Origin of the sequence: Pararhodobacter aggregans, from assembly GCF_003075525.1 — a bacterium.
Lineage (GTDB): Bacteria > Pseudomonadota > Alphaproteobacteria > Rhodobacterales > Rhodobacteraceae > Pararhodobacter > Pararhodobacter aggregans.
Map to the genome: position 1 here is coordinate 68,636 of NZ_QDDR01000007.1, position 15,360 is coordinate 83,995.

At 71.0% G+C, this 15,360-nt stretch carries 16 protein-coding genes; 11 read left to right on the forward strand and 5 right to left on the reverse strand.

Translation table 11 applies throughout. The features are described 5' to 3' along the window. The first annotated feature begins 7 nt into the window (after positions 1-7). The 11 genes from lpdA to DDE23_RS13980 all read left to right on the forward strand — a co-directional run bounded on the left by lpdA (position 8) and on the right by DDE23_RS13980 (position 11,260). Positions 8-1,657 carry a dihydrolipoyl dehydrogenase gene (gene lpdA / locus DDE23_RS13930; RefSeq protein ID WP_107752354.1) on the forward strand — a complete coding sequence of 550 codons (1,650 nt, stop codon included), beginning with the start codon at positions 8-10 and terminating at the stop codon, positions 1,655-1,657. A 90-nt stretch (positions 1,658-1,747) separates the two neighbouring features. After that, positions 1,748-2,920 carry an amidohydrolase gene (locus tag DDE23_RS13935; protein WP_107752355.1) on the forward strand — a complete coding sequence of 391 codons (1,173 nt, stop codon included), beginning with the start codon at positions 1,748-1,750 and terminating at the stop codon, positions 2,918-2,920. Beyond that, positions 2,917-3,465, forward strand: coding sequence for a MarR family winged helix-turn-helix transcriptional regulator (locus DDE23_RS13940; protein ID WP_107752356.1), 549 nt, complete (start codon positions 2,917-2,919; stop codon positions 3,463-3,465). Before DDE23_RS13935 ends, DDE23_RS13940 begins: the two co-directional genes overlap by 4 nt. Before the next feature lie 68 nt (positions 3,466-3,533). Beyond that, complete coding sequence (locus tag DDE23_RS13945; protein ID WP_107752357.1) at positions 3,534-4,676, forward strand: type 2 periplasmic-binding domain-containing protein; 1,143 nt, start codon at positions 3,534-3,536, stop codon at positions 4,674-4,676. Positions 4,677-4,705: 29 nt separating this feature from the next. Beyond that, a complete protein-coding gene (locus DDE23_RS13950; protein ID WP_272947882.1) occupies positions 4,706-5,383 on the forward strand; it encodes an aspartate/glutamate racemase family protein in 678 nt (225 codons plus the stop codon). Next, complete coding sequence (locus DDE23_RS13955; RefSeq protein ID WP_107752359.1) at positions 5,380-6,408, forward strand: zinc-binding dehydrogenase; 1,029 nt, start codon at positions 5,380-5,382, stop codon at positions 6,406-6,408. Before DDE23_RS13950 ends, DDE23_RS13955 begins: the two co-directional genes overlap by 4 nt. After that, complete coding sequence (locus DDE23_RS13960; RefSeq protein WP_107752360.1) at positions 6,405-8,207, forward strand: AMP-binding protein; 1,803 nt, start codon at positions 6,405-6,407, stop codon at positions 8,205-8,207. The genes DDE23_RS13955 and DDE23_RS13960 overlap by 4 nt, the downstream gene beginning before the upstream one ends. Then, positions 8,204-9,055, forward strand: a complete 852-nt coding sequence (locus DDE23_RS13965; protein ID WP_107752361.1) for a VOC family protein — start codon at positions 8,204-8,206, stop codon at positions 9,053-9,055. The genes DDE23_RS13960 and DDE23_RS13965 overlap by 4 nt, the downstream gene beginning before the upstream one ends. After that, on the forward strand, positions 9,048-9,533 hold the full coding sequence (locus DDE23_RS13970) for a TRAP transporter small permease (protein WP_107752362.1): 486 nt from the start codon (positions 9,048-9,050) through the stop codon (positions 9,531-9,533). Before DDE23_RS13965 ends, DDE23_RS13970 begins: the two co-directional genes overlap by 8 nt. Then, on the forward strand, positions 9,520-10,821 hold the full coding sequence (locus DDE23_RS13975) for a TRAP transporter large permease (protein ID WP_107752363.1): 1,302 nt from the start codon (positions 9,520-9,522) through the stop codon (positions 10,819-10,821). Before DDE23_RS13970 ends, DDE23_RS13975 begins: the two co-directional genes overlap by 14 nt. Positions 10,822-10,840: 19 nt before the next feature. After that, positions 10,841-11,260, forward strand: a complete 420-nt coding sequence (locus DDE23_RS13980) for a PaaI family thioesterase (RefSeq protein WP_107752364.1) — start codon at positions 10,841-10,843, stop codon at positions 11,258-11,260. Here DDE23_RS13980 and DDE23_RS13985 read toward each other — a convergent pair whose 3' ends face one another. The 5 genes from DDE23_RS13985 to DDE23_RS14005 are packed head-to-tail and all read right to left on the reverse strand — an operon-like array spanning position 11,261 to position 15,261. Next, positions 11,261-12,025 carry a class I SAM-dependent methyltransferase gene (locus DDE23_RS13985; protein WP_107752365.1) on the reverse strand — a complete coding sequence of 255 codons (765 nt, stop codon included), beginning with the start codon at positions 12,023-12,025 and terminating at the stop codon, positions 11,261-11,263. It lies immediately after the preceding gene. Next, entirely contained in the window at positions 12,022-12,438 is a 417-nt protein-coding gene (locus tag DDE23_RS13990) for a pseudoazurin (RefSeq protein ID WP_107752366.1), read from the reverse strand. Before DDE23_RS13990 ends, DDE23_RS13985 begins: the two co-directional genes overlap by 4 nt. Continuing rightward, entirely contained in the window at positions 12,435-13,196 is a 762-nt protein-coding gene (locus DDE23_RS13995; protein WP_107752367.1) for an ABC transporter ATP-binding protein, read from the reverse strand. Before DDE23_RS13995 ends, DDE23_RS13990 begins: the two co-directional genes overlap by 4 nt. Next, positions 13,193-14,233 carry a FecCD family ABC transporter permease gene (locus DDE23_RS14000; RefSeq protein ID WP_107752368.1) on the reverse strand — a complete coding sequence of 347 codons (1,041 nt, stop codon included), beginning with the start codon at positions 14,231-14,233 and terminating at the stop codon, positions 13,193-13,195. Before DDE23_RS14000 ends, DDE23_RS13995 begins: the two co-directional genes overlap by 4 nt. Beyond that, complete coding sequence (locus DDE23_RS14005; protein ID WP_170121865.1) at positions 14,230-15,261, reverse strand: ABC transporter substrate-binding protein; 1,032 nt, start codon at positions 15,259-15,261, stop codon at positions 14,230-14,232. The genes DDE23_RS14000 and DDE23_RS14005 overlap by 4 nt, the downstream gene beginning before the upstream one ends. Positions 15,262-15,360 lie beyond the last annotated feature (99 nt).

Consider the following 15,360-nt stretch of genomic DNA (forward strand, 5'->3'; position numbering starts at 1 on the left):
GGCCGCCATGATAAAGGACATTCCCCTGCCCGCCATCGGCGATTTCACCGATGTGCCGGTGGTCGAGATCCTCGTCGCGCCCGGCGATACCATCGCCGAGAACGACTCGATCCTGGTGCTGGAAAGCGACAAGGCGACGCTCGACGTGCCCAGCCCGGTCAGCGGCATTGTCCGCGAGGTGCTGGTGTCGCTCGGCGCCAAGGTCAGCGCGGGTGCTATCATCCTGCGGATCGAAACGGAGACCGTTGCCGCGCCGCCCCCCGCCGCGGACGCGGATCACAGCCCGCTGGTGGTGATCGGCGCCGGGCCGGGTGGCTATACCGCCGCCTTCCGCGCCGCCGATCTGGGGCGGGAGGTCACGCTGATCGACCCGCGCGCCACGCTGGGCGGGGTCTGCCTGAACGTCGGCTGCATCCCCTCCAAGTCGCTTTTGCACATCGCCAAGGTCATTGACGAGGCCGAGGCCGCGCGCGACCACGGGCTGGGTTTCGCCGCGCCCGAGATCGACCTGGGCAAGATCCGGGCCTTCAAGGACGGGGTGGTCGGTCGGCTGACCTCGGGGCTCGAAGGGCTGGCCAGGCGGCGCAAGGTGCGGGTGATCCGCGGCACCGCGCGTTTCACCGGGCCGAACCGGCTGAGCATCGACACCGAGGCCGGGCCGCAGAGCCTCGGCTTCGATCAGGCGATCATCGCCGTGGGCTCGGAACCCGTCCGCCTGCCCTTCCTGCCCGAGGATCCGCGGATCATCGACAGCACCGGGTCGCTGGCGCTGGCCGAGGTGCCGACGCGGATGCTGGTCATCGGCGGCGGGATCATCGGGCTGGAGATGGCGCAGATCTATCACGCGCTGGGCGCGGGGATCGAGATTGTCGAGGCCACGGGCCAGATCATCCCCGGCGCCGACAAGGATGTCGTGGCGCCCCTGACCAGGCGTCTGCGCGAGAAGGGGATCGTGATCCACACCGATACCAGGGTGACCGCGGTCACGGCGGGTGCGCGGCTGGAGGCGCGTTTCACCGGGCCCAAGGGCGATTTCAGCGACAGCTACGACCGGATTCTGGTGGCTGTCGGGCGGCGGCCCAACGGCGACCGGATCGGCGCCGAGCAGGCGGGGATCGCGGTTTCCCCGCAGGGGTTCCTGGCGGTCGACACCCAGATGCGCACCAGCCAGCCGCATATCTTCGCCATCGGCGATGTCGTGGGCCAGCCGATGCTCGCCCACAAGGCCACGCATGAGGCCAAGGTCGCGGCCGAAGCGGCCTGCGGCGAGACGGTCGCGTTCGAGGCCGCCTGCATCCCCTCGGTCGCCTATACCGACCCGGAAATCGCCTGGGTCGGCCTGACCGAGGCGCAGGCGAAGCAGGACGGCATCAGGGTCGGCAAGGCGAGTTTCCCGTGGATGGCGTCCGGCCGGGCGCTGTCGATGGGGCGCGGCGAGGGGCTGACCAAGCTGCTGTTCGACCCCGACAGCGGGCGGGTGCTGGGCGGCGCCATCACCGGCGCCAATGCGGGCGATCTGATTGCCGAGGTGGCGCTGGCCATCGAGATGCGCGCCGATGCCCATGACATCGCCCTGACCATCCACCCCCATCCGACGCTGTCCGAAACCGTCGCCTTCGCGGCCGAGGCGCATCTGGGGACGCTGACGGATCTCTAGGCGGGGCGGATCCGGGGGGCGATGCATGCGGTTGACCTCCGCAGGGGGTGGGGCTACGCCTATGTCAATAAAGTTGACATAGGATCCGCCATGCTCTCCGCCCCCGATCTGGCCGCGTTCGAGGCTCTGCGCCGCGATCTGCACGCCCATCCCGAACTGGGTTTCGCCGAAAAACGCACCGCCGCCATCGTCGCCGAGCGGCTGCAGGCGCTGGGCTGGGCGGTGACGTCCGGGCTGGCCGGAACCGGCATCGTCGGCACGCTCGACAACGGGCCGGGACCGGTGATCGGTGTTCGCGCCGACATGGATGCGCTGCCGATGACCGAGGCCAGCGGGCGCGACTGGGCCTCGCGCACCCCGGGTGTGTTTCACGGCTGCGGGCATGACGGCCATACGACGATCCTGCTGGCACTGGCCGCGCATCTGGCCCGCACCCGCCGCTTCGCCGGACGGATCGTGCTGATTTTCCAACCCGCCGAAGAGGGGCTGGGCGGCGGCCGGGTGATGGTCGAGGAAGGGCTCTTCGACCGTTTCCCCTGCGAGCGGGTCTATGGGTTCCACAACATGCCGCTGCTTCCCCTGGGCACGGCGGCGGTGCGGGGCGGGCCCTCGATGGCCTCGCAGGACGATTTCCGCGTGCGGTTCCGGGGCAAGGGCGGCCATGCGGCGATGCCGCATCTGTCGCGCGATCCGGTGCTGGCCGTGGCCGAGGCGACCGTGTCGCTGCAAGGGCTGATCGCGCGCGAGGTCGGGCCGCATATCGCCGCCGCCCTCAGCGTCACGCAGATCCACGCCGGCACGACCGAGAATGTGATCCCCGCGGACAGCTGGCTCTCGGGCACGATCCGGACGCTGGACCGCGAGGCCCGGGTGAGCCTGGAAACCGGGTTGCGCCGGGTCTGCGAGGGGATCGCCACGGCCCGCAATGTCACCTGCGAGATCGAGGTGCACCACGGCTTCCCGGTTCTGGTCAACGACCCGGCGGCGGCGGATCTGCTGCGCGGCGCGGTGCAGAAAGCCCTGGGGGCGCAGGCGCTGCGCGACGATTTCCCGCCGCTCCTCGCCGCCGAGGATTTCGCCTATATGCTGGACGCCTGTGCGGGGGCCTATGTCCTCCTGGGCCAGCAGGACGGAGAGCACCGTGAAATGGTCCACAATCCGGGATACGATTTCAACGACCGGCTGATTCCGCTGGCGCTCAGGGTCTTCGATGCCCTGCTGACGCCCGAGACGGCCCCAGACATGGCGAAGGAAAGACCATGAGTGACCCTGCCCCCGATCCCGCGCAGGACGAGCCCGAAAACTGGGACGACGCGACACTGGCCGAATTGCGCCTGCGCAACCTCGGGCGACTGCTGGACGAGGTTCATGTCGGCTTCGACCGGCTGGCGCTGAGCTATCTGCACGAGGCGGGCTATCCCGGCATGTCGGCCGCCCATACCCATGTGCTGCGCACCATGCAGGTCGAGGGCGAAAGCCTGACCGCCATGTCCGAACGGGCCGGGATCTCGAAACAGGCGATGAGCAAGCTGGTCGGCTATTTCGAATCACAGGGCTTTCTGGAATGGCGCCCGGTCGAGGGGACCGGGACGAAACTGGTCCACGCCACGGCGGAAGGGCGCAAGCTGCTGGCGGTGGGCCTGGGCGCGCTGAAACGGGCCGAGGAGGATTATTTCACCGGCCTTTCCGCGGAAGAACGCGAGACCCTGCGCGATCTTCTTGCCCGTGCCTTGCGCAAAACCGACCGTCCCGCCGAGCAATCGGGCGTCTGGAGACGTCGTCGCGCCCAAAGTCGTCAATATAGTTGACGGATTGCCGGAACTCGGCCACAGTCCCCTCATCAAGGCGCAGAAAGCGCTGGGAACAGGAGGACGACATGACCGGGAAATCCATCACCAAGGCGGCCCAGGGACGCCGCGCGGCCCTGCCGCTGTCGCTGCTGCTGGCTGGCGCGCTGTCGGCGGGCAGCGCCCCGGCGCAGGAGCTGACTTATGGCTCGGGCGTGCCCGAACGCTCGGCCGCGAACCGCGAGGGCGTGCTGCCGCTGCTGGAGGCGATCACCGCCGCGACCGAAGGCCGGGTGTCGTTCACGCCGATCCTCGGCGGGCAGCTGGTCTCGATCCCCGGCGCGCTGGAGGCGATTGCCGACGGCGTGGTCGACAGCGGTTTCCTCATCACCCAGTTCTACCCCTCCGACCTGCCCGCCGCGGCGCTGATGTCGGAACTGACCGGGCTCGGCACCGATCCCTTCGCCACGATGGGCGCCCTGAACGAGGCCTATTTCGTCGACTGCGCCGCCTGCCGCGACGATTTCGCGGCGCTGGGCGTGGTGCCTGCCCTGCTGCAATCGGCAGCGCCCCTGACCATGCAATGCACCCAGCCCGTGGCCAGCGCCGCCGATCTGGCCGGGCTGCGCGTCGCCACCATCGGCCGGCCCGAGATGCGCTGGGCCACGGCACTGGGCATGGTGCCGGTGCAGACGGCGATCTCGGACCTGCTGTCGGCGCTGCAACTGGGCATGACCGATTGCGCGATCATCGGCACCTCGTGGATCCGCAGCTATGGGCTGGAGGACACGATCAAGGGCGTGATCGAGATGCCGCAGGGGATCATCGCCGGGGCGGTGCCGCTGGCGTTCAACGCCGATAGCTGGGCGGCGGTGGACGATGCCGACCGGGCAGCGATCCGCGGGCTGATGGCGGCGACGCTCTGGGATTACGTCAGCAACGCCTATGTCACGCCCGACGGCGAAACCCGCGCGGCGCTCACCGACCGGATCGCCTTTGTCCCGGGCGACACGGCGCTGGCCGAGGCCTGGCAGGCCTTTTCCGCCGGGGAGGCTGCGGCGCTGCGCGCCTTGGCGGCCGAACGCGGGATCGCGGACAGCGACGCGCTGATCGACCGGATCATGGAGACCTTCCGCGTCTGGCACGAAGACCTGCTGCCGCAATTCGCCGGTGACCGCGAGGCGTTCATCCGCATCGCCAACGAACGCATCTTCGACCGTATCGACCTGTGACGGGCGGGGTTTCCCGGCCCCTCGGCATCGTGGGCGGGATGAGCTGGCACTCGACCGTCCATTACTACCGCACCCTCAACCTGCTCAGCGAAGCCCGGAACGGAGTTCACATGAACGCCGAGTGCCTGATTGCGTCCCTGTCCTTCGGCCCGCTTCTGGCGCGGGTCGAGGCCGAGGGCACCGACGCCGCCAGCGCGGTGATCGCCGAGGCGGCGCTGGGGCTTGAACGGGCCGGGGCGGGGTCGGTGATGCTGGCCGCCTTCACCGCCCATTTCGCCGCCGACAGGCTGCGGGCCGAGCTGCACGTGCCCTTCATCGATGCGGGCGAGGCGCTGGCCCGCACCTGCCGCGCGCGGGGTTTCCGCCGCGTGGGGCTGTTGGGCACGGCGCGGATGACCGGGGCGGGGCATATCGCCGCCAGCCTCAGGCGCGCGGGGATCGAGGTTCTCGCCCCGCCCGCCGCCGAAGCCGGGGCGCTCGACCGCGCCATTGCCGAGGACCTGACGCTGAGGGGCGCGACCCCCGAGGCAGGGGCGGCGCTCGACCGGGCGGTCGCGGCGCTTGCCCGGGCCGGGGCGGATGCCGCCGCCCTCGCCTGTACCGAACTGCCGCTGCTGCTGCCGCGGCCCAACGCGCCGATTCCCCTGATCGACGGGGTCGAATCCCACCTCGATCTGGCGCTATCCCTGACGGAGACGACACGATGAAAGCCCTCTATTTCACCGCGCATGGCGATGCCGACGCGCTTGTTCACGGCGAGATGGAGCGCCCCGCGCCCCCGCCCGGCTGGGCGCTGCTCAAGGTCCGCGCCGCGGCGCTCAATTACCTCGACGTCTTCACCCTGCGCGGGATGCCCGGGATCAAGGTGCCCTTCCCGATGGTCACCGGCGGCGATTGCGCGGCCGAGATCGTCGAGATCAACGGCGAGGGTCAGGGCTTCGCCCCCGGCCAGCGGGTGCTGGTGAACCCCGCGCATATCGACGACCGGTCCGGCCATTTCGAGATGCTGGGCGAAACCCGCCCCGGGGCGCTGGCCGAATATGTCGTGGCAAGGGTCAGCCAGCTGATCCCGATCCCCGACCCTGTGACCGACGCCCAGGCCGCGGCCCTCCCCGTCGCCTATGGCACCGCCTACCGAATGCTGGTGACGCGCGGCCGGATCGCGGCGGGCGAGTCGATCCTGATCCTCGGCGCCAGCGGCGGGGTCGGCACGGCCTGCGTGCTGCTGGCCAAGCTCTTCGGCCTGACGGTCACGGCGGGCGCGGGGTCGGCCGCCAAGGGCGAGCGGCTGATCGCGCTGGGGGCGGACCACGGCTATGATTACTCGCAGGAGCCTGTCGACGCCTATTCCCGGCGCACCACCGGCTCGTTGTTCCGGGGGGGCGGGTTCGACGTGGTGGTGAATTTCACCGGCGGCGAGACCTGGGCGCCCTCGCTCAGGGCGGTGAAGCGGGGCGGGCGGCTGCTGACCTGCGGCGCGACGGCGGGCTATGACCCCAAGACCGACCTGCGCTTCATCTTCACCGCCGAGATGGATGTGCGCGGCTCGACCGGCTTCACCACCGAGGATATCGCCGCCTGTCTGGGGCTGGTCGCCGAAGGGCGGCTCGATCCGGTGATCGACCTGACCCTGCCCCTGAGCCGCGCGGCCGAGGGTGTGGCGATGCTGCGTGACCGCAAGGTCTTCGGCAAGATCATCGTCGTGCCGGACAATCTTGGGGGGGATGCATGAGCGACCTGCCCCTTTTCGACGGGGCCGCAACGGTGCGCGTCATCGAGGCTCAGCCGCTGGCGCATTGGCTGCGGGGACGGACCATCCCCGAGCTGGTGCGCGGCGCGGCACAGCGCTACGGCACCCGGCGCGCGCATCGCTTCCTTGAGGCGCCGGATGCGGCGCCGGTGGACCAGAGCTTTGCGGCGGTTGCGGCACGCACCGACCGCATCGCCGCCGCCTTCGCCGCCGAGGCGCCGCGCCCGGTCGTCGCCAGCCTGTTGCCGGGGATGCCGCTGACCCTGCCGCTCTTGCTGGGGGCGATGTCCGCCGGGGCCTGCCTGCCGGTCAATCCCTTCCTGGAGCCGGACGCGATCCTGCACATGCTGACCCGCACCGGCGCCCGCTTCCTGCTGGCCGAAGGGCCCTCGGGCGCGCAGGGCGTCTGGGACAAGCTGCCCGCAATCCGGGCCGCGCTGCCGGAGCTGAGGATCCTGATCTGCGGCGAGCCCGAGGGCCAAGCGGACCGCGTCGAGGATTGGCTGGCGTCCCGCAAGGACGCCCCGCCCGCGCCCCTGCCCGGCCCCGGGGATATCGCCGCCTGTTTCCACACCGGCGGCACCACCGGTCTGCCGAAGATCGCCCGCCTGACCCATGCGAACCTTGCCTATATGGCCTTTCTCACCGCCTTTGGCGGCGGCATCCGCGCGGACAGCACGATCCCCTGCGGCATGCCGCTGTTCCACGTCGGCGGGCTGATCTTCGGCGGCCTCGCGCCGCTCTGGGCCGGGGCCAGCGTCGTGCAATTGGGCCGCGCGGGCTATCGCGACCCGGCGATGACCGGGGCGCTCTGGCGGATCGCGGCGCGCGAGGGGGCCGATATCCTCTTTGCCCCGCCGACCATCGCCATGGCCGCGCTGGAGGGTTTCACCGCCCCCGCGCCGCCCCGGCTCAGGCACTGGGTCTCCTCGGCCGCGCCGCTGCCCGCCGCCGCGCATCGCCGCTTCACCGACATCACCGGCCTGCCCATCAAGGAGGCCTGGGGCCTGACCGAAGCCTCGCTGGTGCTGACCTTCACCCCGCCCGGGGGCGAAAGCCGCCCCGGCTCGGTCGGGCTGGCGCTGCCCTGGTGCCGGCTGGCACTGCAATCGCTGGGCGACCCTGCCCGCGCCGCCGCCCCGGGCGAGCCCGGTCTGGTGCTGGCGCAATCGCCGGGGCTGTTCGCGGGCTACCTCGGCCAGCCGGGCGACGGGCTGTGCGAGGCGCCGCATCTGGGGCCGGGCCGCTGGCTGGACACCGGGGATGTCGGGCAGATCGACGCCGACGGCTATCTGTTCCTCACCGGACGGGCCAAGGACCTGATCCTGCGCGGCGGTCACAACATCGACCCGGCGGTGATCGAAGAGGCCTTCATGGCCCTGCCCGAGGTTCAGGTCGCCGCTGCCGTCGGCGCCCCCGACGCAAGGCTGGGCGAACTGCCGGTCTGTTATGTCGCGCTGGTCCCCGGCGCCCGGGCCACGCCCGAGGCTCTGGCGGCCCGCGCCCTGCCCGCCATCGCCGAACGCGCCGCCCGGCCGCGGGTGGTCAGGGTGCTGGCGCGGATGCCCCTCACCGCGGTGGGCAAGGTCGACAAGCTGGCGCTGCGCCGGGACGCCGCGCTCGGCGTCCTGCGCGAGGTCTATCCCGGCCATCAGATGCGGGCCGAGACCCGCGCGGGCGGGCGTATCGCCGTCGCCCTCTCTCCGCTTCCGCCCGAGGCCGCGCTGGTGCTGGCCGGCCTCGGCCTTGATCTTCTTGCTGACACGAAAGCCACAGAATGACCGACCGAATGCTCGCCCTCGACCATGTGATGGTCCATGTTCCCGATGCCGAGGCCGCAGGCGCCCTTTTCGAACGGCTGGGCTTCGTCGCCACGCCGAAAAGCGGCATGCCGGGCCTGTCGAACCGCCTGCTCTGCTTCCCCCGGACCGACACCGGCGCGGGCGTGTGCAATTACGTCGAGCTGATGCAGCTGGAAGATCCGCTGCGCGCCCCGCCGCCGATGCCGCAGCTGCTGGTCGCGATGGGCGCCGTTTCGACCGTGCTCAGCGTCACCGACGCCGCGGCGATGGTCGATCGGCTGCGCGGGCAGGGCCTGCGGCTGGGCCCGGCGCTGGATCTGGCGCGCGACTGGCACCTGCCCGATGGCACCACGATCACCCCCAGCTTTCGCGTCGCCATCCCCGAGATCGGCCAGGCGCCGGTCTATTGGAACTTCTGCCAGCACAAGACGCCCGAGCTTTACGTGCGGCCCGAATTCACCGCCCATGCGAACGGGGCACTGGCCATCACCCGGGTCTGGGCCACCGACCCCGACCCCGAAGCCGCCGCCCGCCATTACGTCGACTATTGGGGCGCGGACTGGGATGGCAGCGACATCCGGCTGGGCCACGGCCCCGCCCTGCGCCTGCTGACGCCCGAGGTGCTGGAGGCGGCGCTGCCCGGCAGCGACAGCAGCGCGGCGCCGGGGATCAAGGGCATGACGATCCGTGTCGCGCAGGCGCAGCGCGCGGTGGCAATCGCCCGGGCGGCGGGGTTCACGCCCGTCGAGACGCCCGGCGGCACGCTGATCCCCGCCCCGCAGGCGGCCGGGTGCTTCCTGCTCTATTCGGAGGGCACCGATGCATAAGCTGGGGGACGGGCTGATCCGCGCCGCCGACGGGGTGGCGATCCTGGCGCTGACGGCGATGATCCTGCAGGTCGGCGCCACGATCGTGCTGCGCGAACTGGCCGGGATCGGCATCAGCGGCGCGGCCGAGATGGTGGCCAAGCTCTACATGCCGCTGATCGTCTTCGGCGCGCTGGCGGGCCATTACCACGCGGGCGCCGAGATCCGCGTCGATCTGATCGCGCATTGGCTGCCGCCCGGGGCGCTGCGGCTGCTCGACCGGCTGATCGAGCTGGTTCTGGCGCTGACCGCCGGGGCGCAGGCCTGGAAGACCGCGGGCCTCGCCGCCCGTGCCCTGCGCATTGGCGAGCGGATCGAGATCGGCACGCTGGCGGTCCCCGGCTGGCCCGGCAAGATGGCGGTGACGGCGGGTTTCGCCCTGCTGGCGCTGGCCGCGCTGATCCGGCTTTTCCGCGGAGGCCGCCATGTCCCCCGTTGAAATCGGTGTCGCCGTCCTGCTGGGCGCCGTGGCGCTGACGCTGCTGCGCCTGCCCGTCGCGCTGGCGCTGGGACTGGCCGCTTTCGCCGGCGCGGCGTCGATCCTGCCCCTGCCCGCGGCGCTGTCGCTCACCGCGCGGCTGCCCTTCGAATTCGCCGCCAGCTGGGAATTCGCCGCCGTGCCCCTCTTCCTGGCCATGGGCGCGGTCATCACCCGCTCGGGACTGGCCGAGGAGATCATGGCGCTGGCCGAGCATTGGCTGCGCCGGGCGCCGGGCGGGCTGGCGGTGGCCACGAACCTCACCGGCGCGGGCTTCGGCGCGGTTTCGGGGTCGAGCATGGCCTCGACCGTGGCCCTGGGCCGGATGGCCGTGCCGCAGATGCTGCGCAGCGGCTACGACCCGGGGCTGGCCACGGCGACCGTCGCCTCGGCCGGGACGCTGGCGGCGCTGATCCCGCCCTCGATCCCGCTGATCGTCTACGGGATCCTGTCGGAGACCTCGGTGGCGAAGCTCTTTTTCGCCGGGATCGTGCCGGGGCTGCTGACTGCCTTCGCCTATGCGGCGATGATCATGATCCGCTGCCATCTGAACCCCAGCCTCGCGCCGCCCCCGCCGCGCGACCAGCCACGCCCGCCGCTGAGCTGGCGGGTGCTGGCCCTGCCGCTGCTGGCGCTGGTGATCCTGCTGGGGATCTACCGCGGCCTCTTCTCGCCGAACGAGGCGGGGGCGGTCGGCATGCTCTGCGCGCTGGTGCTCGCCCTGCCGCAGAAGGGCTTCGGCTGGCGCGGCCTTGTCGACGCGCTGGCCGAGGCCACGCGGCAGACCGCGGCGATCATCACCGTCGCCATGGCCGCCTTCCTGCTGACAAGAACCATGGCGCTGACCGGGATGCCCGACGCGCTGGCGGTTCTGGTCGACAGCTGGTCCGTCTCGCCGCTGACGCTGATCCTGGGCTCGACCCTGCTCTTCGTCGTCATGGGGATGGTGCTGGATCCGTTCGGGGTGATGCTGCTGTCGGTCGCGGTGCTGCTGCCCACCTTCGAGCAGCAGGGCTTCGACCTGATCTGGCTGGGCATCATCATCGTCAAGCTGATCGAGATCGGGCTGCTGACCCCGCCCGTGGGCCTCAATGTCTTTGCCGCCAAATCGGTGGCGCCGCCGGGTATCGCCCTGACCACCATCTTCCGGGGCGTCAGCTGGTTCCTGCTGGCCGAGGTCGGGGTGATGGCGGTGCTGATCCTGTTCCCCGGCGTGGTGCTGTGGCTGCCGCAAACCCTGTCCAACTGAAAACCGAAAGAGAGATCCCATGAACGCCGATCAATTGCGGGCGCTGCTGGCCCGGGCCGAATTCCACAAATTCCTGGAGATGGAGGTGGTGAGCGTCGAGCCGGACGGCCGCCTCACCCTGAAACTGCCGTATCGCGAGGCCTATACGATCTTCGCCAAGGCGGGCACCTATCATGGCGGGATCATCGCCAGCCTGATCGACGTGGCCGGGACCATGGCCTGTTCGGTGGTCAAGGGTCAGCCGACGCCGACCGCCAATCTGCGGGTGGATTACCTGAAATCCCCCGCGCGCTGCGACCTCTATGCCGAGGCCGAGGCGCGGCGCATCGGCCGCACGCTGGGCGTGGCCGATGTCACAATCCGCGACGCCGAGGGCACGGCCTACGCGCTGGGGCGCGGCACGTTCAACACCGCGGCGCCCGAGCCCGTGAAGGCGTGATTACTTGCGCGCCAGCAGGATGAAACGGTCATAGACCCGGGTCTTCAGGCTGTTGCGCAGCCCGCAGCCCCGGCGTTGGGCGCGGGCGATCGGGTCGTGCGACAGGCGTTGCAGGTCGCGGAACCCGGCGGCCTCCAGCATCGGGGCGAGCCGGTCATAGGTCAGCCCCGCGCCGAAGGGCAGGCGGCGCATGATATCCTCATGCGCCGCCGCCATCTGCGGATCGACCAGCGAGCCCCCGGCCAGCCGCTCCCACAGCCTGAGAGCCGCCGCCGCCCAGCGCCCGCCGGGCCTCGGCGCCGCCCAGTTGCCGTCATAGATCAGCAGCCGCCCGCCCGGTTTCAGGATCCGGTGCCAATCGGCAAAGGCCGCCTCGGGCTCGGTCAGGGTCCAGACCAGATGCCGGCAGAGGATCGCGTCATAGCGCGCGTCGGGCTCCATCGTCCGCCCGGCATCGGCCATCAGGAACCTGAGCCGCGGCTTGCCCGCGTGCTTGGCCCGCGCGACCCGCAGCATCGCCTCGGAGAAGTCGAGCGCGGTCACATGATGGCCGAGGTCATGCACCAGCCGCGTCACCTCGCCCGTGCCGCAGGCCAGTTCCAGAACCTCGGCCGGGGCCGGGGGCAGATGGGCGCGCATCGGCGCGGCCCAGGCCCGGGCCTCGGCCCCCGGGGCGATGCCATGGCCGAAATCCGCGTCGAAACTGCGCGAGCGTTCCGACCAATAGGCGCGGATATCCTCGACCAGATCGTGGTTCGCGCTCACGGCGCCGCCGCTTCCAGGATCGCCTCGAACCGCTGGCGGGCGCGGGGCGGCAGGTCGTCCGGCAGGTCGCGCGCGGCGCCCTCGCCGACCTCGATCACCATGACCATGCCCATGGCGTAATGCGGGCTGCACTTGATGCCATAGAGCCCCGGCACCGACAGGGTGACGGTGACATCCTCGTTGATCTGGCTGCGGAAGGGCTCGGCCCCCTCGGGCAGCATGCCGTCGATGGTCGCCGCGTTGTGACCGGGCTGGGTGGGCAGGAAGCGCACGCTGTCGCCCGGTTCGATGCGCAGGAACGAGGGTTCATAGACCATCGGCCCGGAGTCCGAACGGGAATACATCCGCACCTCATGCGTCTCGGCCAGCAGGGGCGTGGCGAGGGCGGACAGCAGCAGGGCAAGGCGGATCATGTCGAGGTCTCCATCGGCAGAAAGCGGAACAGGGTCGAGCCATCGCTCGGGTCGATCATCGGCTGGGCCCGGACGCGGAAGATCCGGGCGAGGTTGTCGGGTGTCAGTACCTCGGCGGGCTTGCCGCAGGCGACCATCCGCCCGTCCGACATGACGCCCAGCCGGTCGCACATCATCGCCTGATTGAGGTCATGCAGCGCCATCACCACCGTCACCGGCAGCGCCGCCACCAGCCCCAGCAGCGCCAGCTGGTGGTGGATGTCGAGGTGATTGGTCGGCTCGTCGAGGATCAGCACCCGCGGCTCCTGCGCCAGCGCCCGGGCGATATGCACCCGCTGCCGCTCGCCGCCAGACAGCGTGGCCCAGGCGCGCGCCGCCATCCCCTCCATGCCCACGGCCGCCAGCGCCCGGTCAACGATCTGCCTGTCCTCGGGGCCGAAGGGCGAGAGCGGCGACAGCCAGGGCGTGCGGCCCAGGTCCACCGCGTCGCGGACGCTGAGCGCCTCGCCCGTGTCGGCGAATTGCTCGACCAAAGCGAGGCGCTGGGCGATCTGGCGGCGGCTCAGCTGCGCCAGCGGCGCGCCATCGAGCCACACCTCGCCCGCCGCGCGCGGCATCAGCCCGGCCAGCAGCCTCAGCAGCGTCGACTTGCCCGAGCCGTTGGGGCCGACCAGACCGAAGGTCTCGCCCTTGCGGATCTCGACCGAAACGCCGCGCACGATCTCGCGCCAGCCGAGGTTGCGGGCCTCGATCCTCATGATCGCCTCCGGTTGCGGATCAGGATCAGCGCGAAGCCCGGCGCACCGACCAGCGCGGTGACCACGCCGATGGGCACGACCTGCCCCGGGATCAGCACGCGCGCGGCGATGTCGGCGGCGATCAGAAAGACGGCCCCCGCCAGCGCCGAGGCCGGGATCAGCCGCGCATGCCGCGGGCCGACGAGAAAGCGCATCGCATGCGGGATCACCAGCCCGACGAAGCCGATGGAGCCGACCAGACTGACCAGCGTCGCCGTCATCAACGTGACCGCGGCGATCAGCACCAGTTGCACCCGGCGCACGGCGATCCCCAGCGAGGCCGCGGCGCCCGACCCGAAGGAAAAGGCATCGAGCGGCCGGACATGGGCGAGGCAGACGAGGAACCCCAGCCCCACCACTGGCAGCGCCAGCGACACATCGGGCCAGCGCACGCCCGAGAGGTTGCCCAGCAGCCAGAACATCAACCCCCGGGCCTGTTCGGCATTGGCCGATTTGGCGATGAAGAACGAGGTCAGCGCGTTGAAAAGCTGCGATCCGGCGATCCCGGCCAGCACCAGCTGCGCCGGTCCGCCGCCCGCCGCCTTTGCCAGCAGCGCCACGATCAGGAAGGCCGAAGCCGCGCCGCCGAAGGCCCCGGCGGACAGGCCGATGGCCCCGCCGCCGAGGCCCAGCAGCGTGACCGCCACCGCCCCCGCGCCGGCCCCGGCCGAGACACCCAGCAGATAGGGATCGGCCAGCGCGTTGCGGACCAGCGCCTGCAGCACCACGCCCGACAGTGCCAGCCCGGCGCCGCAGGCGGCGGCGACCAGCGTGCGGGGCAGGCGGTAGCTCCACAGGATGCCCGCCTCGATGGGATCGAGCGCGCGCTCGATCCCCAGCAGCTTGACGGCCAGCAGGTCGCCGACCAGCCCCAGGGGCAGTGCCACCTCGCCGATGGTGACGCCGGCGAGCACCGCTAGCGCCAGCAGGACCGCCCCCAGCCCCGCGCGCGACAGCACGGGGACAGCCAGCGCCGAGAGGGCGGCCCGCCGGGTCATTGCAGGTCGAACCCGGCCAGCGCGGCAGAGAGGGTTTCCAGCGCGTCGATGTTGCGGATCGAGGGGTCCATGCCATGCGCATCGAGGATGACGATGCGGCCTTCGCGCACGGCCTCCATCTGGCTCACCACCGGGTCGGTGCGCAGGAACTCGAGCTTGCGCTCGATGTCATCGGCCTCGAACCGGCGGCGGTCCATGCGGGCCAGCACGATGACCGAGGGGTTGGCGCGGGCGATGGTCTCCCAGGCGACCACCGGCCATTCCTCGTTGCTTTCCACCACATTGCGCAGGCCCAGCGCCTGCATCATGTAGGCGGGCGCGCCACCCTGCCCGGCGACATAGGGGTCGATATCCATCTCGGCCGAGGAGAACCAGAAAACCGCCGACGCGTCGTCGAGCGCCAGCGCCCCGGCCGTGGCGATGGCCGCCGCCTCGCGCTCGCGCAGGGCGGCGACCATGGCCGTGCCGCGCTCGGGCACGTCGAAGATCTGCGCCAGTTCCTCGACCCCCTGATAGAGGCTGTCCATGGTGTACATGTCCAGCCGCGTCCCGTCGGATCCCGTGGAATTGTCCTTGCCGACGCAATCCGAGGGCAGGGTATAGGTCGGGATGCCGAGATCGGCGAATTGCTCACGGGTGGCGACGATGCCTTGCGGGCCGATGTGCCATTCGTATTGCACCGCCACCAGCCCCGGACGCAGCGCGACCACGCTTTCGAAGCTGGGATCGTTGTCCGCCAGGCGCGGCACCCCGGCATTCACCGCCTCGAACTGCGGCAGCACGGACGAGAACCAGACCGAGGTCCCCAGCACCCTGTCGCCCAGATCGAGCGCATAGAGGATCTCGGTCGCGGCCTGGCCCACGCTCACCACGCTCTGGGGCGCCGCCTCGAAGGTCAGGTCGACGCCGCAATTCGACAGGTGCAGCGGATAGGATGTCTGCGCCAAAGCGGGCATCGCCGCAACGAGGGGCGCCGCGATCAGGGCCGCGCGCAGGCCGCGGCGGGGGATCAGGGGAAGGTTCGGCATCGAAGGTCTCCGGTTGGGAAAAGGGCCGGAGGGGGACGGGAAGGGCAGAGCACCTGGCCCGCCCCATGGCTGACCCCGGCCCCGGCCGCAGGGGCAACG